Annotated in this window: 31 protein-coding genes; 29 read left to right on the top strand and 2 right to left on the bottom strand. The window is 54.4% G+C overall.

Going from position 1 to position 22,117, the window contains the following annotated elements; genetic code table 11:
* The 8 genes from C230_RS0103680 to C230_RS0103725 all read left to right on the top strand — a co-directional run.
* Nucleotides 1-218 (top strand): YopX family protein (locus tag C230_RS0103680; RefSeq protein WP_018130691.1); only part of this gene is annotated, 218 nt, incomplete at its 5' end.
* A complete protein-coding gene (locus C230_RS22310; protein WP_018130692.1) occupies nucleotides 203-346 on the top strand; it encodes a hypothetical protein in 144 nt (47 codons plus the stop codon). The genes C230_RS0103680 and C230_RS22310, both read left to right, overlap by 16 nt.
* A 209-nt stretch (nucleotides 347-555) precedes the next feature.
* On the top strand, nucleotides 556-813 hold the full coding sequence (locus tag C230_RS19320; RefSeq protein WP_018130693.1) for a hypothetical protein: 258 nt from the start codon (nucleotides 556-558) through the stop codon (nucleotides 811-813).
* Between the two features lie 4 nt (nucleotides 814-817).
* Nucleotides 818-991: a hypothetical protein gene (locus tag C230_RS22315; protein ID WP_018130694.1), complete on the top strand. Its 174-nt coding sequence runs from the start codon at nucleotides 818-820 to the stop codon at nucleotides 989-991.
* Between the two features lie 4 nt (nucleotides 992-995).
* A complete protein-coding gene (locus C230_RS19325; RefSeq protein WP_018130695.1) occupies nucleotides 996-1,565 on the top strand; it encodes a Holliday junction resolvase RecU in 570 nt (189 codons plus the stop codon).
* A 67-nt stretch (nucleotides 1,566-1,632) separates the two neighbouring features.
* A complete protein-coding gene (locus C230_RS22320) occupies nucleotides 1,633-1,809 on the top strand; it encodes a hypothetical protein (RefSeq protein WP_018130696.1) in 177 nt (58 codons plus the stop codon).
* Complete coding sequence (locus C230_RS22880) at nucleotides 1,806-1,982, top strand: hypothetical protein (protein ID WP_018130697.1); 177 nt, start codon at nucleotides 1,806-1,808, stop codon at nucleotides 1,980-1,982. Before C230_RS22320 ends, C230_RS22880 begins: the two co-directional genes overlap by 4 nt.
* Before the next feature lie 259 nt (nucleotides 1,983-2,241).
* Nucleotides 2,242-2,700, top strand: a complete 459-nt coding sequence (locus C230_RS0103725) for a sigma-70 RNA polymerase sigma factor region 4 domain-containing protein (protein ID WP_018130699.1) — start codon at nucleotides 2,242-2,244, stop codon at nucleotides 2,698-2,700.
* A 414-nt stretch (nucleotides 2,701-3,114) separates the two neighbouring features.
* Here the strand turns inward: C230_RS0103725 and C230_RS0103730 are convergent, their stop codons facing one another.
* Both C230_RS0103730 and C230_RS0103735 read right to left on the bottom strand, forming a co-directional pair.
* Nucleotides 3,115-3,537 (bottom strand): type II toxin-antitoxin system HicB family antitoxin, encoded by a 423-nt coding sequence (locus C230_RS0103730; protein ID WP_018130700.1) that lies wholly within the window; start codon nucleotides 3,535-3,537, stop codon nucleotides 3,115-3,117.
* 51 nt (nucleotides 3,538-3,588) lie between these two features.
* Nucleotides 3,589-3,858 (bottom strand): type II toxin-antitoxin system HicA family toxin, encoded by a 270-nt coding sequence (locus tag C230_RS0103735; protein ID WP_322786183.1) that lies wholly within the window; start codon nucleotides 3,856-3,858, stop codon nucleotides 3,589-3,591.
* A gap of 50 nt (nucleotides 3,859-3,908) precedes the next feature.
* On the opposite strand from C230_RS0103735, the gene C230_RS19330 reads away from it, so the two are divergent.
* From C230_RS19330 to C230_RS19365, 21 genes are all read left to right on the top strand, one after another.
* The gene (locus C230_RS19330) at nucleotides 3,909-5,249 is read left to right on the top strand and encodes a site-specific DNA-methyltransferase (RefSeq protein ID WP_018130702.1); all 1,341 of its coding nucleotides are present in this window, start codon (nucleotides 3,909-3,911) and stop codon (nucleotides 5,247-5,249) included.
* Nucleotides 5,250-5,267: 18 nt separating this feature from the next.
* Nucleotides 5,268-5,750, top strand: a complete 483-nt coding sequence (locus C230_RS0103745) for a hypothetical protein (RefSeq protein ID WP_245533961.1) — start codon at nucleotides 5,268-5,270, stop codon at nucleotides 5,748-5,750.
* Complete coding sequence (gene terL, locus C230_RS19335; RefSeq protein ID WP_245533962.1) at nucleotides 5,683-7,089, top strand: phage terminase large subunit; 1,407 nt, start codon at nucleotides 5,683-5,685, stop codon at nucleotides 7,087-7,089. Before C230_RS0103745 ends, terL begins: the two co-directional genes overlap by 68 nt.
* A 177-nt stretch (nucleotides 7,090-7,266) precedes the next feature.
* Complete coding sequence (locus tag C230_RS0103755) at nucleotides 7,267-9,369, top strand: phage portal protein (protein WP_018130705.1); 2,103 nt, start codon at nucleotides 7,267-7,269, stop codon at nucleotides 9,367-9,369.
* A gap of 89 nt (nucleotides 9,370-9,458) precedes the next feature.
* Complete coding sequence (locus tag C230_RS19340) at nucleotides 9,459-10,121, top strand: HK97 family phage prohead protease (protein ID WP_018130706.1); 663 nt, start codon at nucleotides 9,459-9,461, stop codon at nucleotides 10,119-10,121.
* Nucleotides 10,122-10,149: 28 nt separating this feature from the next.
* Nucleotides 10,150-11,469, top strand: coding sequence for a phage major capsid protein (locus tag C230_RS19345; RefSeq protein WP_018130707.1), 1,320 nt, complete (start codon nucleotides 10,150-10,152; stop codon nucleotides 11,467-11,469).
* 61 nt (nucleotides 11,470-11,530) lie between these two features.
* A complete protein-coding gene (locus C230_RS0103770; RefSeq protein ID WP_018130708.1) occupies nucleotides 11,531-11,764 on the top strand; it encodes a hypothetical protein in 234 nt (77 codons plus the stop codon).
* 11 nt (nucleotides 11,765-11,775) lie between these two features.
* The gene (locus tag C230_RS0103775; protein WP_018130709.1) at nucleotides 11,776-12,222 is read left to right on the top strand and encodes a head-tail connector protein; all 447 of its coding nucleotides are present in this window, start codon (nucleotides 11,776-11,778) and stop codon (nucleotides 12,220-12,222) included.
* Nucleotides 12,222-12,578 carry a phage head closure protein gene (locus tag C230_RS19350; RefSeq protein WP_018130710.1) on the top strand — a complete coding sequence of 119 codons (357 nt, stop codon included), beginning with the start codon at nucleotides 12,222-12,224 and terminating at the stop codon, nucleotides 12,576-12,578. Before C230_RS0103775 ends, C230_RS19350 begins: the two co-directional genes overlap by 1 nt.
* The gene (locus tag C230_RS21200) at nucleotides 12,571-13,089 is read left to right on the top strand and encodes an HK97-gp10 family putative phage morphogenesis protein (RefSeq protein WP_018130711.1); all 519 of its coding nucleotides are present in this window, start codon (nucleotides 12,571-12,573) and stop codon (nucleotides 13,087-13,089) included. The genes C230_RS19350 and C230_RS21200 overlap by 8 nt, the downstream gene beginning before the upstream one ends.
* A complete protein-coding gene (locus C230_RS0103790) occupies nucleotides 13,086-13,481 on the top strand; it encodes a DUF3168 domain-containing protein (protein WP_018130712.1) in 396 nt (131 codons plus the stop codon). Before C230_RS21200 ends, C230_RS0103790 begins: the two co-directional genes overlap by 4 nt.
* Nucleotides 13,478-13,666, top strand: a complete 189-nt coding sequence (locus C230_RS0103795) for a hypothetical protein (protein ID WP_018130713.1) — start codon at nucleotides 13,478-13,480, stop codon at nucleotides 13,664-13,666. Before C230_RS0103790 ends, C230_RS0103795 begins: the two co-directional genes overlap by 4 nt.
* 7 nt (nucleotides 13,667-13,673) lie before the next feature.
* The gene (locus C230_RS0103800) at nucleotides 13,674-14,072 is read left to right on the top strand and encodes a phage tail tube protein (RefSeq protein WP_018130714.1); all 399 of its coding nucleotides are present in this window, start codon (nucleotides 13,674-13,676) and stop codon (nucleotides 14,070-14,072) included.
* 13 nt (nucleotides 14,073-14,085) lie between these two features.
* Entirely contained in the window at nucleotides 14,086-14,715 is a 630-nt protein-coding gene (locus C230_RS0103805; RefSeq protein WP_018130715.1) for a hypothetical protein, read from the top strand.
* On the top strand, nucleotides 14,715-15,071 hold the full coding sequence (locus tag C230_RS0103810; RefSeq protein WP_018130716.1) for a hypothetical protein: 357 nt from the start codon (nucleotides 14,715-14,717) through the stop codon (nucleotides 15,069-15,071). The genes C230_RS0103805 and C230_RS0103810 overlap by 1 nt, the downstream gene beginning before the upstream one ends.
* A gap of 206 nt (nucleotides 15,072-15,277) precedes the next feature.
* On the top strand, nucleotides 15,278-17,488 hold the full coding sequence (locus C230_RS0103820) for a phage tail protein (protein ID WP_018130717.1): 2,211 nt from the start codon (nucleotides 15,278-15,280) through the stop codon (nucleotides 17,486-17,488).
* Entirely contained in the window at nucleotides 17,488-18,225 is a 738-nt protein-coding gene (locus tag C230_RS0103825; RefSeq protein WP_018130718.1) for a distal tail protein Dit, read from the top strand. Before C230_RS0103820 ends, C230_RS0103825 begins: the two co-directional genes overlap by 1 nt.
* Complete coding sequence (locus C230_RS0103830; protein WP_018130719.1) at nucleotides 18,226-20,439, top strand: phage tail spike protein; 2,214 nt, start codon at nucleotides 18,226-18,228, stop codon at nucleotides 20,437-20,439.
* Nucleotides 20,440-20,595: 156 nt separating this feature from the next.
* Entirely contained in the window at nucleotides 20,596-21,006 is a 411-nt protein-coding gene (locus C230_RS0103835) for a phage holin family protein (protein ID WP_018130720.1), read from the top strand.
* A gap of 271 nt (nucleotides 21,007-21,277) precedes the next feature.
* Complete coding sequence (locus tag C230_RS23825; RefSeq protein WP_083910437.1) at nucleotides 21,278-21,562, top strand: HNH endonuclease; 285 nt, start codon at nucleotides 21,278-21,280, stop codon at nucleotides 21,560-21,562.
* 93 nt (nucleotides 21,563-21,655) lie between these two features.
* On the top strand, nucleotides 21,656-22,117 hold a 462-nt coding region (locus C230_RS19365), incomplete at its 3' end, for an N-acetylmuramoyl-L-alanine amidase family protein (protein WP_051074209.1).

The following is a 22,117-nucleotide window of genomic DNA, read 5'->3' on the forward strand; positions in this document are numbered from 1 at the left end:
AAGAAATATGCGCCGGTGACATTGTCCGGTATGCCGCGTTCGATATTGAGGTCATCACGGATGTGTATTTTTCGGACGGCGCGTTTTGGGTTCGAAGTACCTTGCTTGGAGAAGTCGCCCAAAAAACGGACGTTGAAATCATCGGTGACATCTATCAATCGCCGGAATTGCTGCCTTTCATCCGTGAATTGGGGGGATCACGGTGCTATGGAGCCTGATTTTTGGAATTTTGATGCTGGTGTCCGTCTTCATGACGTTGGTCTTTTGGGAAAGCGGCAGGCGCTGGACGGCGGCGGGATGTCTGGCCCTGTGTTACCTGTTGGCGGTGTTCATGTTGTCGGTTTGACTCAGGGACGTGGTGGGAAGATGGCAGGGAAACGGACCGGGCGGCGGAAGCATTTGGGATTCGGCTCAGTTCGAACCGGAAATGGACGCGCGGAAGAACGTCCGGGAACTTGCAGCCAGTGTGGGCACGGCAGTTTCCGGCTCAGGATTGAAAACCACGTATTCATTCGGACTTGCAAGACCTGCGGATATGAGAAGGAGGTTTGACAGATGTCGAAATGTCGGGCTTGTGGAACGAAAATCCGGTGGATCCAGACCAAGAACGGAAGATACATGCCAGTAAACCTGGAAAATGTGTCAGTGGAAGTGGGGACGCTTGAACCGGACACCTGCATAGTCACGGAAGGCGGCAGCGTGTTATGGGGCCGACACTATCGGGGCGGCGAAATCAACGGGTACATCGTGACCGGGCGTATTTCTCACTTCGCGACTTGTCCGGCGGCGGGACGGTTTCGCAGGAGCGGCTGAGAAGATGGGATATGTGGTGCCGATCGACGAATTTGGCTGGTACACCACACTGCCAGTGCCGCTCAGAAGCCAAGCAGTGGCGATCGCCGACGATCTCGTTCGGCAGTACCACGAGGTCGAGATCCGGCGGGCGATGCTCGGCTGGGTTGTCAGGTACCGTCGCAGGAGGGAAAACTGAAGGAATGACCTACGCAAACAGAGGAATGGCCTTTGAGCAACTCATCGAATTTGCAAACGCGCAGTACCTGTCGAAGGGCTGGGCTATCATCCAAAAAGTCCCGACACCGTGGAAGGTCATCCGGCGCGGCAAACAGATCGTGTCGGCCTTTCCGGAGAAAAAGTCGACCGTGGATTTTGTCGGCGTGTTCAACGGCCGCCCGATCGCGTTTGACGCGAAATCGACGCGGGAGCGGACAAGGTTCGAGCTGGATCTGGTGGAACCGCATCAGGTTGATTTCCTGCGGCGTTGGCAAGATAACGGCGGTGTTGCGTTCCTGCTGATCGAATTCTCGGTGCTCCATGAGGTTTATGCCATGCCGCTGAGGGAATTCGAGAAATGGTGGGTTGGCCGGATGCGAGGGGGCCGCCAGAGCATTCCGTATCAGGAGATCCGTCTTTCGTGCGACCGCGTGGAACCGAACCGGGGAATCGTTTTAGATTACCTGGGGGCGGTGGTTTCATGGCAAAAACGAGGTGGTACTTGCTCAGGAGAAAAGAACACGGGTTCGACGTGTATCTCTACGAGCCGTTAAGGCGGTACGAGCTGAAAGCGAGAATCCGGAAAGGTTGGCGGTTGCTCTCATAGGGGGTAGGGTTGCGATGGGATTGCAGAAGAAGATGGAACGGTTGCGGGAAGAAGCATACGCCAAGGGCTTTCACCAGGCGTGCGACTTTTGGGAAATGGCATTGAACCGAACCAAGGGGATCGGACCGAAAATGCGGGAAAAGATCATGGCCGAGGTTCGGAAGCTGGCGGAGGAAGTGCAAAGGCGATGACTGCTCGAGTCAATGATTTGCGGATGGAAGTCATCAAGGCTCTGTCGTTCCATCGGTTCAAGGGCAAGGAAATCAGGCTACTGGTTCAGCAGATTCTCGGGGTCGAAAAGCGGATCACGGAGCTAGACCAAGCCGAATGCGAAAAGATACTGGCGGAAATCGGGGTGGAGTAATTGGTCCAGAAGCACACAAATGGAGGTGAAATCCGGATGCGGAGATGGCGAGTTAAGTTCGACACGGGGATTCAAGAGGTGGTTAAGGCTCTGGGTGTACGAGAGGCATGGCATAAAGGCAACGAGCTGAGGAAAGCGCAGCCGGGGCTTGGCAGGATTGTGTCAGTGTCCGAGATGCGAACCGATTAACGAACAGACAAACGGGAGCTTTGCGGCTCCCGCTTTGCCATATACCGGCCAGAACGAGGTGAGGTTGCGAATGGTGAACAGACATAAAAAGCAGCAAATCCGGAGTATCGAGACGCATTTACGGCACTATCGGATGTACAAATCCGGAATCCGAAACCTGCAGAAGCAGCTTGACTATATTATGCCTTCCATGACTGCAAACTACGAGATGCGGGAAGGGTCATCCGGGACGTTCGTGATTTCTTCGACCACTGAGAAATACGCAATTGATCGAATTGAATCAAAGCGGGCGCTGGATCTCCATGAACAAATCAGACGGTTCCAGCTCATTGTAGACTCTATCGATGATGCTGTTGGGGAATTGGCCGAAATGGAGCAGCAGTTTGTCCGGTATCGCTATTTTGACGGCTGTTCAGTCAAAAAGACTGCTGAACTGATGGGGTACTCCGAGAAGAATATATTTGTGATTCGCAACCAGACGATGGACAAACTTCTTATTTCTCTGGCGGGTGTATTAGACTTTTATTAGAGTTTTATTGGATTTTTGGCACGCTTCAAGGTGTTAATATGGTATCAGCGACGCATATCCCCTATGGCCGTTCGGTTTTCGGGCGGTAATTTTTTAGGGGGTGATGTTTTGTACAGATGTCCGTTTCCAAATTGTGATTGGATATGTGAAACGCTGACCAATCACCACTGCGAGACGGTTCACGGAATGAATCGTCGCGAGATGGTCCGAAAATACGGCGCTCCACGCAGGGTTTTTGTGGATCATACTGCCCGGCGGGAGAATATGCGGCTGTTCACTTCGCTGCCGCCTTTGAACAACCAGCATTACCTATGACGCACGTTTGAACGCATCCAACGTTCTTTCGTGCGTTTGTTCTTTTGCAGAGCAGAAAAAACCCCCGATCATTATCATTCGGGGGTTGGGGCATTCCTGTCAGGAACGCTTGTCAATCAGGCCAAGCTGTTCTTTGAGCGCGTACTGGAGGACTTGCGAGAAGTTGATACCGGCCTCCTCAGCCGCATCACGCAGCCATTTTGGCAACGTGCAGTTTTTGGTGACCGCTCTGTTCGCGTCCTCATCGCGGTAGGGCGGCATATAGACTTCGATCATCACGATCCGATCACTGGGATCGAGCAACTCGATCTGATCAGGGGTGGATGGATCCGGTAACTCAATCCCCTGTTCTTCCTGTTCCAATATGAGGTCGGCCAGCATTTCCTTGGCGCGCTTGATCCCATCGATCAAATCTTTCGCGAGGATGGCCGTTCCGGGAAAATCGGGGAAATACATGCCGATCCCGCCGTCTTCTGCTTTTTCAACCACGACCGGGTAGATGAAGTGGTTTTTGTAAGGCATGTTCATCGCTCCTTTGCTGAGTTTTTCGGAGGTATGGGGAGGACACCGGGGTTAGAATTTCACTCCGGATGTCCGTTCAATGCTTTTCAAGGTGCCTTTGGGAATCACTTGGCCGCTGCTGTGAAAACTTATATCAGCGAATCTGGTTGGGTCATCTTTATGTATGTAGCGTTGGTGACTGCCGCGGCCCTTGTGGGTAGGGGACTTGATGAATCCCTCCTCTTTTAATTTTTTAAGGACTTCCCTTACGGTAACCTGTTTCCCCAATCCCGGTACCCCCTTTCTGATATGATTGTAACACGCATAAATAATGCGTGTCAATAAATGTATGCGTGTTTTTTATGCGTGTTTGAAGGGAGGAGCTGGTATCCTTGGAAATTAAGAAAATGCACATCGATAAGCTCGTCCCGGCTCCGTACAATCCGCGACTCGATTTGCGTCCCGGCGATCCGGAGTATGAAAAGCTCCGGCGCTCGATTGAGGAATTTGGCATGGTGGAGCCGATCGTCTGGAATCAAAGGACAGGAAACGTTGTTGGGGGTCACCAGCGGCTGAAAGTCCTTCGCGAGCTTGGCATTGAGGAAATTGAAGTATCGGTCGTTGATCTGGACGAGGACCGGGAGAAAGCACTGAACATCGCGCTCAACAAAATCGAGGGTGATTGGGACAATTTCAAGCTGAAGGAGCTGCTGGAAGAGCTGGACCACGGCGGCATCGACATTGAGCTGACCGGTTTTGATCTGGAGGAAATCGAGCAGCTTATAACGCAATTCCACGTGGAGGAGGAAATCCGGGATGACAATTTTGACCCAGATGAAGCCGTGGAGGAAATCGAGGAGCCGATCTCCCAGCCCGGTGATATCTGGCGCTTGGGTGCCCATTATGTTCTCTGCGGGGACTCCACGAAGCGCGAGGATATTCTCCGGCTGATGAATGGCAAAAAGGCGCACATGGTGTTCACGGACCCGCCGTATAACGTGAATTACGAAGGGACCAACGGGAAGAAAATCAAAAACGACAACATGGGCGACCGGGAGTTCTACGAGTTCCTTCTTGCAGCGTTCCGGAATGCGTATGAGGTGACTGTTGAGGGCGGCGCGATCTATATCGCGCATGCCGATTCGGAAGGAATCAATTTCCGTACAGCTATGGTGGATGCAGGATGGCTGTTGAAACAGTGCCTGATCTGGGTGAAAAACACCATAGTCATGGGGCGGCAGGATTACCACTGGAAGCACGAACCGATACTGTACGGTTGGAAGCCGGGCGGCAGCCATAAGTGGTACGGCGGGAGAAAGCAGTCGACCGTGATTGAGTATCCGGTCGGCCTGACGATCTCGAAGCAAGGCAAGGATCACCTTCTCACGATCACGTCAGGGACCAATTCCGTGGTGCTGAAGGTTCCCGATTTTGAGATTGTCTATCAGGGGACGGATGAAAGCAGCACCATCTGGCGCTTTGAAAAGCCAGCGAAAAATGCGGACCATCCGACCATGAAGCCGATCCCATTGGTCGCAAAAGCCATCCAGAATTCATCGAAGCCCGGCGAGATTGTGTTGGATATGTTCCTTGGATCCGGCTCTACTCTGATTGCTGCAGAGCAAGCGGGCCGGATTTGTTTTGGGGTGGAGTTTGATCCGGTGTACTGCGATGTAATCGTTAAGCGCTGGGAAGCATTCACGGGCCAGAAGGCGGTGAGGCTGGATGGATAAGAAAGCTGGGTGATGTGGATGGCAAGACGAACCAAATTGACACCCGAAATCCAACAGAAGATTGTCGGGGCAATTGCTGCAGGAAATTATCATGAGACGGCTTGTGCTTTGGCAGGCATCCATCCTTCCACGTTTTACAGATGGCTTGAAGAGGGGGCAAAACCAAGAGCCAAAAAGGGATATCGCGAGTTTTGCGAGGCTGTAAAAAAGGCCGAGGCGGCCGCGGAAGCCAAGAGGATCCAGCTGATCACCAAAGCGGCAGAAACAGACTGGAAGGCAGCTGCGTGGTATCTGGAGCGCAAGTATCCGGATCGCTGGGGCAAAAAGGACAAGGTGTCTGCTGAAGTTGAGCATAGCGGGACAGTGGTGAACCGTGAGGAGTACGAAATCAGCATTCGACAACAGATTGTTGCAGACCCGGAATCACGAGAGCTTGTCAAGCAGCTTTGGCGTCGACAAATTGCTCTCGCCGGAATTGATCCGGGAGATAGCGAGGACTGATTACTCGTTCTATGCCGAGTACGTTCACCGGGGCGTGTATCGTCCGGCCCGGCACCATCGGTTGATTTGCTCCTATCTTGAAGCGGTGGAGCGCGGCGACATTACCCGTCTGATGATTTTCATGCCGCCGCGGCACGGGAAGTCCATGACGGTGAGCGAAACGTTCCCGTCTTTTTTCATTGGCAAAAAACCGCATCGGCGCGTGATCGAGGTTTCCTATGGCCAAGATCTGGCGCGGAAATTCGGCCGGGCCAACCGACAGAAGGTGGAGGAATTCGGACGCGAACTGTTCGGCATCTATCTGGCCCGCGACAATTCGTCTGTCGTGAACTGGGACATCGAAGGGAACCGGGGCGGCATGATTTCCGTGGGCATCGGCGGCCCGATCACCGGGCAAGGGGCCGATCTGCTGCTGATTGACGACCCCATCAAGAACCGGAAGGAAGCCGACAGCAAAACCTACCGGGACATGGTCTGGAACGAATACCGGAACACTCTGTATACACGCCTGCACCCCGGTGGTCGCATCATCATCATTCTGACACGGTGGCACGAGGATGATCTGGCGGGTCGTCTTTTGAATCCGGAACTTGGGTATGTGACGGCAGAAGAAGCGGCACAATGGACGGTTCTTTCTCTCCCGGCTGAAGCGGAAGAATACGACCCGCTGGGCCGGAATCCCGGTGATCCTCTCTGGCCTGAACATGGATTCGACAAGGCATGGCTTGAGGCGACAAAGCGGGCGGTTGGCTCCCAAGCGTGGGCGGCTCTCTATCAGCAACGTCCTTCGCCGCAGGAGGGCAGCCTGTTTAAACGGCATTGGTGGCGGTTCTATACAGAATTGCCAAACCGGTTTGATGAGATGTTGCAATCATGGGACTGCACGTTCAAAGATGGTGATTCCAGTGACTATGTGGTGGGTCAAGTATGGGGCCGCGTTGGCGGCGATTTTTATTTGCTGGACCAAGTCCGGGACCGCATGGATCTACCGGCTACTATGCGGGCGATCGAAACGCTGGCCGCCAAGTGGCCCAATGCCTATGCCAAGCTCATCGAGGACAAGGCGAACGGCCCGGCGGTCATTCAAATGCTGCAACACAAGATTCCGGGGTTGCTGGCCGTGAATCCGGAAGGCGGAAAGGTCGTCCGGGCGGCTGCCGTGTCGCCGGTCGTGGAGGCCGGGAACGTGTATTTGCCGCCCCCGGGTATCACGCCGTGGATCCACGATTTCATGGAGGAGTGTGCGGTGTTTCCCAACGGCGCGTACGACGATCAGGTCGATGCGATGACGCAAGCGCTTATTCGGATGATGAACCGCAGGGTGCAGATTTTTGTGTAGAAGGTGGTTTCGGTGGTCTTGCAGGCCATTCTCTTGTTCGGTGTTGGCTTTGCGTTATGGCGGGCGGCTGGATTCCTTATCAATCTCGAATGGAACCGGTGCTTTTTCTATCTGGGGATTGCATGCATTTGTCTTGGCGCTTATCTTCTTGCGCTATGCAGTTAGGTGGTGAGTGAAGTGGCCATTGATAAAGCGTTGCGTGATGTGGCTCGAAAGGATTCAAGGGCCTATGGATTGGTCCCTGTGTGGCAGCAGGGCGTTCCCCGATACCCGAATTTTAGCGTTGATCAGCTTACCGATGAGGGGTACAGGAAGAATTCGATTGTGTCGGCCTGCATCTCGATGATCGCGACTTCGGCTCCCGAGGCGGTGTTGCGCGTTTACAAGCCGACCCGAAGGGGGAAAGTGGAGGTCCCCAATCATTGGCTGATCCGCCTTTTACAACGGCCGAATCCCCATCTTTCGGCCTATGAACTGTGGGAATGGACGCATACGTTCTTGAATACCTCGGGAAATTGCTATTGGGAGTTGGTTCGGGCGGGCGACAATCCGAACGGTCCGGTGGTGGAGGTGTATCCTCTCAGGCCGGATCGGATGAAGATCATACCGGACGCAAAGGAATTTATCGCCGGGTATGAGTATGTGGTCAACGGCCAGAGCATTTTCTTCGAGTCGTGGGAGGTCATTCATTTCAAATTCCCGGATCCGCTGGACGATTACTACGGACTTTCGCCCATTAAGCGGGTCGCTCGGGAATTGGGAATCGATAACGAAGCGACCGATTTCACGGCCACTTTTTTTGAGAACGCCGCCGTTCCGTTTGGTCTGTTGACGACCGACCAGCCGCTGCAGGACGATGAAGCCGATCGGATTGCGACCCGCTGGTGGCAACGCTTCCGTGGGAAGCGAAAGCACAAGCCAGCCGTATTGGGAAAGGGAACGACCTATCAGCAGTTGGGGCTTAATTTCCGCGATATGGAGTTTGAAGCTCTCCGGTCCTTCACGGAAACGCGGCTGTGTGCGGCGTTTGGCGTGGACCCGGTCTTGCTGCCGTCATGGGTTGGGATTCGTCACGGCGGTAAATACTCGAACTACTCGGAAGCGAAGCGCCATCTTTGGGACGAAACCATCATTCCGGCGCTTCGGAGGATTGAATCAAAAATTACCTCTCAGTTGCTCGCTAACGAGGGCTTGATCGCCCGGTTCGATCTGTCTGGCGTGCATGCATTGCAGGAGGACGTGAATGAGAAATACAACCGGGTGATCGCTGCCTATAATGGAGGTCTGATTCGTCTCAATGAGGGCCGGACGGAGATCGGGTTCGACCCCGTAGAGGGTGGCGACAGGTTCGTTTTTGAGATGCAAAGAAGCGCATCACCGGCTCCCGATCCGGCGGACGATAGCGGCGACAACGCGGCTGAAACGGATAATGCCGTGAATGGCTATCCGGACGACCAGGGAGACAACGGGCAGAAGGATTTGTTTCTGAAAACCTTGGCCGCAGATAAGGAGCAATTTGCCGACCGGATTCTCCGCCTGCAGGATCAGGTGATCCCGAAGTTCACGAGGGATTTGCAAGCGTATTTTAAGCGCCAAAAACAGAATGTGCTGTCTATTCTGGACGGGAGTAAAACGATCGACCCGGCGGAATACCAGCGGATCAACCGGGAGATTCTCGGGTTGGCGAATGATTGGTACGACGATCTCGCGGCGCTGACGCTGGAGCAGATCATGAAGATTCTGGTTGCAGGCGGTTCGATTGCCGCCGAACTGGTTGGCCGGGAATTTGACGGGACCAGCCCGGAAGTGGTCGCTTTTTTGGAGAGCTACGTTCCTAAGTTTACGCAAAACGTCAACGCCATCACTCAGGAAGATCTGCAGGCTGTGATGATCAAGGCCCAGCTTGCCGGGTGGGGAATCGCCCGGCTCAAGGATGAAATCCGGACGCTGTTCAACAGCTACACCGATTACCGGGCCGAGATGATCGCCCGATCTGAGTCGGTCCGTTCTTCCAATGCGGGTGCTCACGCGGCGTTCAAGGCAGCCGATGTCACGCGGGTGGAATGGCTTGCGACCGAAGACGACCGCACTTGTCCGTTCTGCATGGAAATGGACGGAAAAGTGGTCGGCATCGACCAGGTTTTCTTCAAGGTTGGGGACAAGCTGACCGTCAAAGACGAAAATGGGCAGCAACAAAGCCTGAAAATCACCTATGAGGACGTGAAATACCCGCCGTTGCATCCGAATTGCCGTTGCACAATACTTCCGGTGGTCGAGTAGATCCTTACGGTCCGTCAAGCTGGGGAGCGTGGCGGTTGTATGGTCCAAAGACCAGCCGTAGGGAAAAACGGGAGGAAAGGAGGGCGCGAATGGAGGAAAAGGTCTATTTGGATTACTCGGTGGAATTCAAGGCATCCAAGGACGAGAAGGGTGTCATCGAGGGGTACGCATCGACCTTCGGAAACGTGGATCGCCAGCTCGACATCGTCATGGCGGGGGCATTCGCCGGTGGCCGGACGAAGGTTCCCATCTTCGGCATGCACAATCCCCGAGAAGGCATCGGTGTGGGCCGCGTGAAGGAGGACGAAAAGGGCCTGTTTATCACCATCAAGCTTGCGGTCGATAACGAGGACTCGGAAATCCTTAGGGAACGTGCCAAGGAATACTACGCGATGGCGAAAGAGGGGATCATCGAGCGCATGTCGATCGGGTTCCGGACGCTGGATGCCGAGTATCAGCCGAAGAAAATCGGCGGGCAGGAGAAAATCGTCCGGCTGATCAAGAAGGCCGACCTGCTGGAGGTCTCTCTTGTTCCCATCCCGGCCAACGATCTGGCCCGCATAACCGGTGTCAAGTCCTACACCGAGGACAAATTGAAAGCCGCTGTGGAAGCCGCAACCAAATCTCTGGAAGAGCGAATCCGCGATCTGGAGTCGAAGCTGGAGGCGCTGAAACAGCCAATGGCTCATCACGTCCATACAGGAAGTCCTGACATCTCCGCGATTGTCGCGAAGAGGTTGGGGCTTTTTTAATTTCACGAAAATCGGAGGTGCTTTGCAGATGAAGTGCAAATTCGCTGACAAAAAAGCTGAACAACTGCATGAACTGAAGTTCGAAGAGCTGCGTTCCTGCAATTGCGAGCGTTGCGCTCCGATTGCGGATGTCAAGGAACTGGAGCAGCTTCGCGCATTCAAGCAGGAGCAGGATCTGAAGGCTGCGGCCATTGAGGAAGGTAAGCGGCTGGCGAAGGAAATCATCGAAACTGGGAAAGCGGTCAACGATGAACTGAAGGACATGGTTCAGCAAGTGGTACAGGAAGAACTGAAATCCGCCGGTTTCGATTTTTCCACCCCGATTCAGCGGCTGGTGGAAAAGAAAATGCAGTTTGATGTGTCGAACGCCCCCCGGATCAATAGCCGCCACGGTCGCGATCAACTGTCGCCGGAGATGAAATCGTTCATCCATTGGGCGAAAACCGGGGAAGTCATCGACCGGAAAGCACTGGCGGGCGGTACCGCAAACGCAGGCGGGTATCTGGTTCCTGAAGAATTCCGGTCGGAGGTAATCCGCAAGCTGGCGGCGCTGACTGTGGTTCGCCGTTCGGGTGCGCGGGCATTCCCAGTGTCGAGCGATTCGATTAGCATCCCGGTGGTTTCCGCGAACGGTTCCGGCGCGTGGACGGGCGAGAACCAGCAATATCAGGAATCTGACCCGACCTTCGGGAACGTCAACCTGACCCCGCATAAATACACCCGCTTGGTGCGGGCATCTGTCGAGTTGCTGGAAGACTCCGCGATCAATGTGGCCGATCTGCTGGCGGACATTTTTGCGGAGGACTTCGCGGCGGCCGAGGACGCGGCGTTTGTGGCCGGTGATGGTGTCAACAAGCCGACCGGTATTGCGCAGGCAGCGATCGGCACGGTGGCGGCCGCGAACACCAGTGACCAAAACCAAGCCGACAGCCTGGTCAAGACTGTATACGCGCTTCCTCGCCAGTACCGGAACGGTGCGGTCTGGTACATCAATTCGAAGGCGATTCAGCGCATTCGCTTGCTGAAGGACGCAAACGGCCGATACATTTGGCAGGATGGCCTGCAGGAAGGAGAACCGGCTCGTCTGCTCGGGTATCCGGTCTTTGAGACGGACGCGCTCGCCGAGTACGACCTTGACGGGGCCGGAGCCGGTACGGACATGGGTTCCAACATCATCTTCGGCAATCCACGCTACTACTACATCGCGGACCGGACCGGCATGCGACTGGAGCGCTCGGCTGACCGGTACTTTGAGTTCGGTCAGGTGGCGTTCCGTTCCGATATGCGAGTGGACGGAAAGGTGGCACTCGCCGACGCGTTCAAGAAACTGACCGGGTTCAAGCATTAATCCGGATGAGGGGAGGGGTGATAACACCCTTCCCGCTCTTTATATTTGGGAGGTGTGAACGATGGCGAGGAAGTACATCGCAAACTGCTTGATCCATGAGGGTTCTCGTATTTTCCAGAAGGGCGACGAGATGATGGGCGTTGACCCGGAACGTATGGAAAAAATGACGAAGCTGCCCGGCTGGAACGGTGAGCCGATGGTCATTGTCGTGGATGAAGAAGACAAAGGCGATGGCAAGACTCTGGAAAGCCAGGTGGAGGATTCGGTCGAGAAGAAATCTGGCCGGAAAAAGTAGGTGATTCCTGCATGGCGTTGGGACCATATGCTTTGCTCACGCTGGTGGAGGCGAAGGATTACCTGAAAATCGAACCCGCTGACACCACCGAGGATGCGCTGCTGGAGCGTCTGATTGACCGGGCCAGCTCCATGCTCGAACGCAAATATGGGCGACCGCTCAAGGAGAGGGCGTTCACGGACGATGTCTATAACGGATCCGGCGATCCGTACCTTGTGCTGCGCACATACCCGGTGACTGTGACGGAAGTCAAGATTGATGATGTTCCGATCCTATCTACCGATTACGTGGTGCAGTTGGAGAATGGCATTCTGGTACGCCGGGGGATTTGGCCGGAAGGGATCGGCAATATCAAGGTTTCCTTTACTGGAGGGTATCAAACGGTCCCGGATTGGCTCAATGCCGAGTGTCTGCAGCTCGTCGCCGATCTCTATGAAGGGCGCTGGGAGGGAGTCTGATGGCCGAAAGATGGGTTCACTTCCGCCAGTTCCGCCATCGGGTGACCATCCAGCAGCAGGTACGGACACCTGACGGACAGGGAGGCTATACCGAGCAATGGGTAGACCTGAAAACCGTATGGGCGCATATCGAGCCGGTTGTGGAGATCTCCCAGGCACGGGAGGAAATCACCGGCCAGCAGCCGGTTCCCATGCTCTCGTACAAGGTCCGGATCCGATACGATGCCGCCATGACCCCGGACAAGCGTTTGAAATGGAGGACGCGCATCTTGGAGCCGCGAGCTGTGATGCCAGAAAACGGGGTCGAGCGCTACATGCTGATGTTCTGTGACGAAACGGTGAGGGCTCATGCCTAAAGTCGAATTTACGCTGCATGCTGCCGGGGCCACCGAAGTGGTGCGGACGCTTAATGATATTCCGCAGCAAAAGGAACAGGCAATCAAGCGCATTATTAACACCACGGCCGCCAACATTGCCCGGAAGGCGAAACAACGGGCACCCGTGGATACCGGACGCTTGCGCGGATCCATTCAAATGCGGCCATATCGGGGCGGCTTGGAGGCCGCAGTCGGAACGAATGTGGAGTATGCTCCCTACATCGAGTTCGGGACGGGAAAAGGGGTCAACGTTCCGCAGCAATACGCCGACTTTGCGGCTCAATTCAAAGGCCACGGCGGATTCCCTCCACCCGGTGTGTTGCTCGACTGGATGAAGCGTCATGGCATTCCTGCGGAAGCGGAGCTTGCGATTCGCCGCAAGTTGTTTTACCAAGGAATTCAGGCTCGGCCGTTTCTATTCAATTCCTTCGAGGAAGAAAAACCGGCATATCTTGCTGCGCTCAGAAAAGCGCTGGGTGATCTGCAATGACTTCTCTGAACGCCATTCAAAAGGCGATTTTCGATAAGTTGGCCGGGGACGCGACACTTGCTCGCATGGTGACCGGTGTGTTTGACGAGGTCCCGCAAGGCACCGGGTTTCCCTACATCACCATCGGGGAAATGACCGAGGTTCCGTTTAACACGTTCGACCGGAAGGGCCGGGACTGCACGGTCACACTCCATATCTGGAGCCAATATCCGGGAAACAAAGAAGCGGTCGAAATCCTCGGCCGGATGAATGCGCTGCTGGATTATGAACCGCTGAACGTCGAAGGTCTCTCGCTGGTCCATTGCCAGTTTGAGAACGCGACAACAATCGAGGAACCGGACGGCAAGACGCGGCATGTTCCGGTTCGGTACCGGGTGGTGGTGCAAGGATGAACAAGGAAGCGCTCATTTCACAGCTTGTTGCTCTAAGGGCCACGATTGACGCGGCTCTTATTTTATTGTCCCAGGACGAAACGCCGCAGTGCGACCACAAAAACCGGCTGTCTCTGACCACGATGGGAGGTTTCGAGAGCTGGTTGTGCAAGGATTGCGGTTTTGAATTTACAGGGGAGGAGTGATGTTCCTATGGCTATGTCCGGAAAAGGACTCAGGGTGAAAGTTGCGACCGCTTCCAACGGTCCATTTAACGAGGTGCAGGATCTGAACGAAGCCAGCATGAGCATGGAAGGCGACAACCAGGATATTACCACGTTCTCGTCGGATTTCATCAAGCGGCTGCAGGGATTGAAGGATGTCAGTTATTCTCTCTCCGGTTTCTACAAGCCGAGTGACACGAACGGTCAGGTGGCAATCAAAAACGCTTTTCTGAACGACACTGCGCTTTACGTACAGTTTCTGCCGGATGGCACGACCGGATTCCAGCAGGAGGTTAAGGTGTCGAGCTTCGAGGTGTCGGCGAGCGCCGACGGTGTGGTGGAAGTTTCGATCGAGTTTGAAGGCTCGGGCGCGATTACTTCGGTCTAGGGAGTGATTTGATGTGGCCATCGCAGGGCGCAAGGCATTGATTAAGGTTTCGGGAGCGCCGGTGGCGTTTGTCAACGCTCCCACCACCCCGAATGCGGATTCAACCGGGTTCCAAATCACGGATCCGAACATGAGAATTCTGGATCCGCAGGCCGCCATTCAGGTGGAACGCTCAACAGACGGGGGAGCCAATTGGACAGTAGTGCCTGTTGCGGAATATAAGCTGAATCGTTTGACTGGTACGGTTGAATTCGCCGCGGCACAAACGGGCGCACAGGTCCGGGTGAGCGGCTCCTATCTTCCCTTGACCACGGCGGGGGAAGCCTACGAGTTTAAGTACACGATGGAAGCGGACAATCAGGACGCAACCACGTTTCAGTCCGATTATGTGAAGCGGACGCAGGGCCTGAAAGACGTAAGCGCTTCTCTCTCGCAGTGGTACGTGGACAGGACCTTTGTCGATAAGCTCACCGATGGCCGACCGGTCCTGCTCGAGTTTTATGTGGACGCGGCGCTTGGAGTGGACTTGCGGATGTGGGCGACCCCTTCCAGCGATGAGGTTTCCGCTTCGGCTGACGGGTTGGTCGAGGAAGCGCTGGAATTCGATGGAACGACTGATGCTGATGGGAGGATGGTTGCATAATGGTTGCAAACGCGTTGCGTGAAAAGATTTTCGCGGCAAAAGATATCAAGTCTGAAATTGTGGAAGTGGAAGAGTGGGGTGTGAAACTGGAAGTCCGGGGCATGACTGGGCGGGCGCGTTCCGAGTTGATTTCCTCTTGTATGGACAATAAGGGGAATTTTGATCTCGTCAAATTGTACCCGCAGATTGTGATCGCGACCGTCTACGATCCGGAAACCGGCGAAAAAGTATTTGATCCGGCAGACCGGGACGCGCTCAATGAGAAAAGCAGCGGTGCTCTGGAAAAGGTGGCGCAGGTCGCCATGAGGCTGTCCGGATTGGATATGGAGGCAATGAATCAAGCGAGAAAAAACTGACGGAACACCCTGAGCGCAGGTTCTATTTCGAGTTGGCCGAGCGCTTGGGGTGTACGGTTTCCGAGCTTCTGGACCGGATTTCGTCAGCCGAGCTGACGGAGTGGATCGCACTATATGAAATCAGGCACAAGGAACGGGAGAAAGCGGAGAAGGAAATGGAGAGCAAGACCAAACCGGCGCATCGGGCGCGGAGGAGGTGACCGGGGATGGCAACGGTCGGCCAGATGATCGTGAAAATCGGGGCCAACATCCGGGATTTCGTCCAGAAAATGCAGCAAACAAGGGACGAGATGCAGGAAACGCAGAAAGCCGTGCAAGGTGTCGGCAAGTCGTTTCAGGACGCTGGAAAAGCGGCGGCCCATTTGGATCCTGTTATCCATAACGCGATTGAAATGAGGAGAATCTTCTCACAAGCGCAGGCGGCTGTCCGGCAAGATTTTGTGGAATTGAGCGCCAGTGCGGGGCAATTTGCAGGGAAAACCGACGAGTTTATCGCCAAAATCGAGGAACTGGGGAAAAAGCAGAAAAAGCTCGCTGACCAAATGCTCGCCAACAACGAGCGGATGAAGGCGAGCTTTATTCAATCGATCGGGGCCATGCTCGCCCGCTCCAATACGTCTGACAAGATCGCCGAGAATCTGGCGCGGATCGGCAATCCGATCCGGACGCTGGACCAGGTCTTGCTCAAAAGCATAGGCAGCCGGTTGGATGAGCTGGCAAAAAGGGGCAACGTGGCAGTTGTGGCGCTCCGGGAGTTGGGGCCGACCGCGAACATGAAGCAGTTGCAGGAGCAGGTCCGGTTGATTAACCAGGGTATCATGCGGATGAATATGCTGGCGCTTGCGTCTGGAGCCGTGTTCGTTGGCATGACCGCCGGTGCCATTCAGTTGTCCAACGCCATAGACGGGCGGTTGGTTCAAGCGTTTGACCAGTTTAAGGCCACGTGGATTGACGCGCTGCGGCCATTCATCACCGCGTTCACTGAGGTTGGATTAGCGATGCTCAAAGCGGGAACCGCCGTGGGCCAGTTCTTCAAGTCGCTTGCGCAAAATGATCCGGTGCTGTCCGCCATGATCTTCGGGTTCCTGTACCTGTTCACGGCGCTTACCCTGCTATTGTCGCCTTTGGCTATCGGCATATCACGGGCTGGTTCACTGGCGGTAGCGTTCAACCAGCTTTGGATGATGATCAAGCCTTTGGTCACCGGATTCCTGACTGTGGCGGGGACGGCGGCCATCATTGCCGCGGCGCTGGTTATCTTGGCCGGGGTGATTTACAAGCTCTGGACCAACTCTGAGGCGTTCCGGAACTCGATCATCAACGGCTGGAATGCCATCAAGACCACGATTTTGAACGCTCTTGCGCCGATTCTTCCAGCGTGGGAGCAGTTCAAACAGGCGTTCCTGAACATGGTGGCCACGTTCGTGGGGGCCGAGCCGAGTATGGGTTCGATCTGGAAAACGCTTGGTGACAAAATTGCTGTGTTCATCAACTGGTTCGTCACCACGGCCTTGCCGATGATCCAGCAGGCGTTCAGCTTTGTCGCCAGTGTGATTGTGACCGCCATGAACATTGGGATAGCGGCGTTCAACAAGATCTCGGAATGGTGGCAAACATGGGGGCCGTGGATCAAGGCGTTTGTCGGCGGCATCTTTGAAAACATCAAAAACATCATCGTGTCAGCAGTCAACATTATTTCGAACATCTTTCAGTTCTTCTCCAATCTGTTGCAGGGGAACTGGAGAGGCGCGTGGGAGAACATCAAGGCGATCCTCTCCAATGCTCTTACGCTGATCTGGAACTGGATTCAGCTTTGGGGCGTTGGCCGCATCCTCGGTTTCTTCCGTGGCATGGGGGATCAACTGGTATCAATCTTGTCGGGGGCGTTTAGCCGGATGTGGTCAGGAGTCACCGGCTGGCTGGGCAGTATCGTCAGCGCGATCACAAGCCGTTTTCAGTCCGTTCTCAATTTCTTTGGCTGGTTGAGACAGTCGTTCTATAACGCCGGGGCCGGTCTGATCGACATGATTGCGAGCGGGATCATGAATTCCGTCTACCGTGTCACCTCGGCCATCTCTTGGGTGGCATCGAAAATCCGGGCGTTCCTGCCGTTCTCTCCGGCCAAGGTCGGGCCGTTATCCGATCTCAACAAACTGGACTTCGCGGGGCCGATCCGGGATTCCATACAAAAGGGATTGCCTGCGGTTCAGACCTCTTTGAATGACATGCTGGCTGTGCCCGCTATATCCGGAGCACCAAGCGGGGCGGCAGCCGGTCAAGGAACGGGAGCGGGCGAGGGCGTCCAGATCATCGTTGAGAACATGACCGTACGGGAGGATGCGGACATCGAGCGGATCGCGCGGCGGCTCCACGAATTATCGCAGCGCAAGCTCCGTGGGAGAGGGGTGTACGCTTAATGCCGGTCACGTTTACCTATCGGGGGATTTCGAGTGCAAGCAAGGGGATCGACATTCTGAATCTCAAAAGAGACCTGTTCCCCACTATCACGGCACGGTTGATGACGGTCTCCTCCCGTTCCGGAGCCTACTATTTCGGGAGCCGGATGGATCCGCGAGAGATCGAAGTAGAAATCCTGCTGCAAGGTTCTTCGCTTACGGATTTCAGGAACAAGGTTCGCGATCTTGCAAGCTGGCTGCAACCGGATGGCGGAGTGGCTGACCTGTCGTTTGACGACGAACCGGACAAGGTATACAGGGCGGTGGTCTCCGGTGACAGCGAGTTCGAGCAAATCCGGGCGTTTGGGAAGGGAAAATTGGTGTTTCTCTGTCCGGATCCCTTTGCGTACAGCACCACCCAGGAGATCCAAAACCTGTTTATGAATATCGTGACTCGGGTCGGTTCCGCTCCCAGCTTTCCGATGTTTGATATCACATTCAAGGTTTCTGCCTCCGAGTTTAAGGTCTTGCATGCGGAATCGGGAAAGTATGTCCGCGTGGTGCGGTCGTTTGCCGCAAATGACCGGCTACAGATCGATTGCGACAAACGTCAGGTCACGCTGAACGGAGCAACGATCATGAATGCCCTTGACATTACGAGCCAGTTTTTTCCGCTTCTGGCCGGAAACAACACGATTGAGGTTCCGCCGTCTGCCACGGCGGACGTGATTTGCACCTATACCCCGAGGTGGTACTGAATGAACCAGATCTTCGTGTTCAACAAAAACGAGGTATTGCAGGCGGTTCTGTCCAATGATGGAGCCGCCTGTCCTTTTTGGGATGCCGTCCACACGGAAGAAATCAACGGCGAAAATTCGTTTGTATTTACGATTCCTGGGAATCATCCGGACGCGGGTTACGTTGTTGAAGGGGGGCTTATTGCCTTTCGGGATCTGGATGGGGATTTTCAGCTGTTTGAAATCCGGCGGGTGACGGAAAAACATGAGCAGGAATTGCTGAAGGAAGTATTTTGCGAGCATGCGGTGTTTGAATTGCTGGACGAGCATATCACCTGGTTTTCGGCCAGCAACATGACACCGCTCCAGTCGCTTCAAACAGCCTTAAACGGAACGCGTTGGCAAGCCGGAACTGTTGAATTAACCGGCGCGCAAAACGTCCGATTCCGCCTAACGAGTGCAATGGCAGCTGTTATGCAGGTGGCCAAACAGTTCAAAGGGGAACTTCGGTACCGTGTGACGATTTCAAACCAAACAATTACCGGACGGTACGTGGATCTGCTGTCCCGAAGGGGCGGGGATTTCGGAAAGCGGTTTGAATACGGGAAGGATATGGGTTCCGTCGAAAGGACAGTCGACACGTCGCAGCTTTACACGGCGGTTTATGCCTATGGGAAATCGGAAAGGCAGCCGAACGGCGACTACATGCGGAAACGTATTGCGGAAGTGGTGTGGAGCAAGGCAAGCGGCAATCCGGCGGACAAACCATACGGACAGGAATGGATCGGTGACGACACGGCGAAATCCCTTTGGGGCCGGGCGGGTGGAACCCGTCACCGGTTCGGGATGTTTGGCGACGATGAGGAAACGGATCCGAAGATCCTGATTCAGAAGGCCTGGGATTACCTGCAGACAGTCAAAGACCCCTTGATTTCCTACCGGATGAACGTGGCCGATCTCGAGCGGCTCACCGGATACGAACACGAGAAGGTTCGACTCGGGGATACCGTTCGCGTAATTGACCGCGCTTTTAATCCGCCTTTGCAGGTATCCGCCCGCGTGATTCAGATCAAACGTGACCTGGTAATGCCGGAAAACACGGAGATCACCTTGGGGAATTTTTTGCCGTCCCTGTACAACAATGCGGAACGGATCGCCGATCTGGAGAAAAAGCAGGGGCTTTATCAGGGAGGTCTGGATCAGCCGGTGGACAATCTGAATGCCTTGATTCGCGAAAACAACAACATGGTCAATGACCATTCATTTGAAATGGTGCAGACAATCGGTTCTGCCGATGCATACCAAACATTCGCGGTAAACACGTCTATTGTCGGGTACGGGAATTATTATTGGTGGAAGTTTGCCGGTTCAAATCCCCGTGTGTTGTCCACGTATAACACCGATGCGCCGCAAATGGCCGCGTTCGATTTTCAGGCGGCTGTAGTGTCCCCGAACAGCCGGCCGTATCAGTACCTTCGGCTGGACAAAGCGGCCGGAATCGGAGGGCCTTATACGCTTTCCGCTTACGTGGCAGCTTATGACGGGACAACAGCGGATGCTTCAGGGACCATCGAAATGTGGGCTTGCAACAACTTGGGGGGCCGTATCCAGAAAATCGGATCTACGTCTTTCACGGTTTTGGCCTCCGAAAAATGGAAATGGAAGCGGTATTCGGTGGTTGTAACCACCAGTTTGCCATCGAATACGAGTTTGCTCGAAATTACGATCACGGCCGCATCTGGAACATTTCTGGTGGACGGGGTGCAATGTGTTCCATTGGTGAATCCGACCGCCTATGACCCGGAATCTTCCCTGTGGCGGGCGCTTCGTGGTATGTCCGGGTACTTCTTGTTCAATCCTCTGATTATCGGCGGGGCCTCGGTGGAAGGAAATCAGGTTTGGCACGACGGGAATGCGAAATGTCAGGCGATGAACGCAACGCTGTTGAACGGTTGGACAAATTACGGGAGTGGATATGGACTAGCAAGATACTGGAAAAATCGTGATACCGTCCAAATCAGCGGATTGGTCAATATGCCCGCCAACGGTGTAGGTACAACGATTTTCCAGCTTCCGGTCGGGTACCGCCCGGCCTATCAGTTGATATTTCCGGTGAACCAAAACTCCAGCCACGCGAGGGTGGACGTAAAACCTGACGGTTCTGTCGTTTTCGTTAGCGGAGCCAATGGTGGATGGGTGGCATTAGACGGGATATCGTTCGTGGTCGAACAGTGAGGAAAGGAAAGGAGGAACCAACCATCATTGGGGATGACTCAAAGACAGAGTGATCCCCATTTGATTTTTGTCGGAAAGGATGTGTCTCAATGGGCGAACAAGGGGTAACGATCACTTTGCGTGAGATTTATGATAGCGTTCAGGAGGGGTGATTCTATGAGTCTGAAAGAATTCGGTATCAGCGCATCTTTGGGAGTGATCGGAACATATTTCACGGCAATACTCGGAGGATGGGATGCCCCTTTGAAAGCGTTGGTGTTGTTCATGATTGCCGATTATGCTACAGGTCTGGCCGCTGCCGTTAAACAAAGGCGGGTCAACAGTGAGGTGATGTTCTGGGGAGGAATCAGAAAAGGGGCTATCCTCCTTGTGATCTTTATGGGCATCCAGTTGGATCTGTTGCTCGGAAATCCGGAACCGATTTTCCGTACCTTGTGCCTGTATTTCTATATCGCAAGGGAAGGGCTGTCGGTGGTTGAGAATCTGGGCATCCTGGGCTTGCCAATGCCAGCTTTCTTCAAAAATACACTCGAGCAATTAAACGACAAAGGACAGCAACAAAACTAATTCTTGCGGGAGGTTGATCTGACATGGCTATTCTTGAATGGATCGATGCGTGACATGGAGGTGATTTTCAGTGCCAGTCCAGCGGGAATGCCTGGAATGTGGAAGGGTATTTTCCGTCCCTCCATCGCAGGTAAGGCGTGGCGGAGGGAAGTTCTGTAGTATTGGATGCAACACAAGACATCGCAACAAACATGACAACCCAGCATGGCGACCGGAAGTCCGGAAAAAGATCAGTGAGAACCACGCTGATGTATCTGGAGAAAACAACCCGATGTACGGGAGGCGCGGTAAAGATGCACCTGGTTGGATCGACGGAAGAAATCGGATCAAAGGGGATGTGTGGCGGAAAATAGCATTGACACATAAACCACCAGTCTGCGAAGAGTGCGGCCGCAAAACAAAAGGCCGGAAACTTCATGTCCATCACAAGGATAAAAACCGTAAAAACAACGACCTGAGCAATCTTCAGGTCGTTTGTTCTTATTGTCACAACAACAAAATTCATAAACGTGAACGAGACCACCTCGGTCGGTTCACAGGAAAGGAAGTGGTGTAAATGTCCCGGATCATCGTAATTGATCCGGGCCACTAGCATGGTGGCGCGGATCCTGGTGCTGTTGCTAGTGGTCTGCAGGAAAAGCATCTGACCTTGGATATTGCGAAACGTGTCGAAAATCGACTGAAAGGACACGGGTTTGGCGTTTTGATGACTCGGACAACTGACGTGTATGTCGGGCTTTCCGAGCGAGCGGCGATGGCAAACCGAGCTAAAGCAAATTATTTCCTCAGCATCCACATAAACGCCGGTGGCGGCACAGGTTTTGAATCGTATGTGCAACCCGGATATGATTCTGGGGAAACCGGCCGGATTCGTGCAGTGATTCACGATGAAGTGGCCCAGTATTTCAAGGCTCACGGCATGCCAGACCGCGGGATGAAGCAGGCCGATCTGGCCGTTTGCCGGGAAACGGTGATGCCAGCGTGTCTGCTCGAGTGCGGCTTTATTGATTCGGCGGATGCAAACCAATTGAAAGACACCGGATTCTTGAACGGTCTGGCCGAGTCCATAGTGCGTGGGGTGTGCAAGGCTCATGGGGTGGCATATGTTCCG

Source organism: Effusibacillus pohliae DSM 22757 (assembly GCF_000376225.1).
GTDB lineage: Bacteria > Bacillota > Bacilli > Tumebacillales > Effusibacillaceae > Effusibacillus > Effusibacillus pohliae.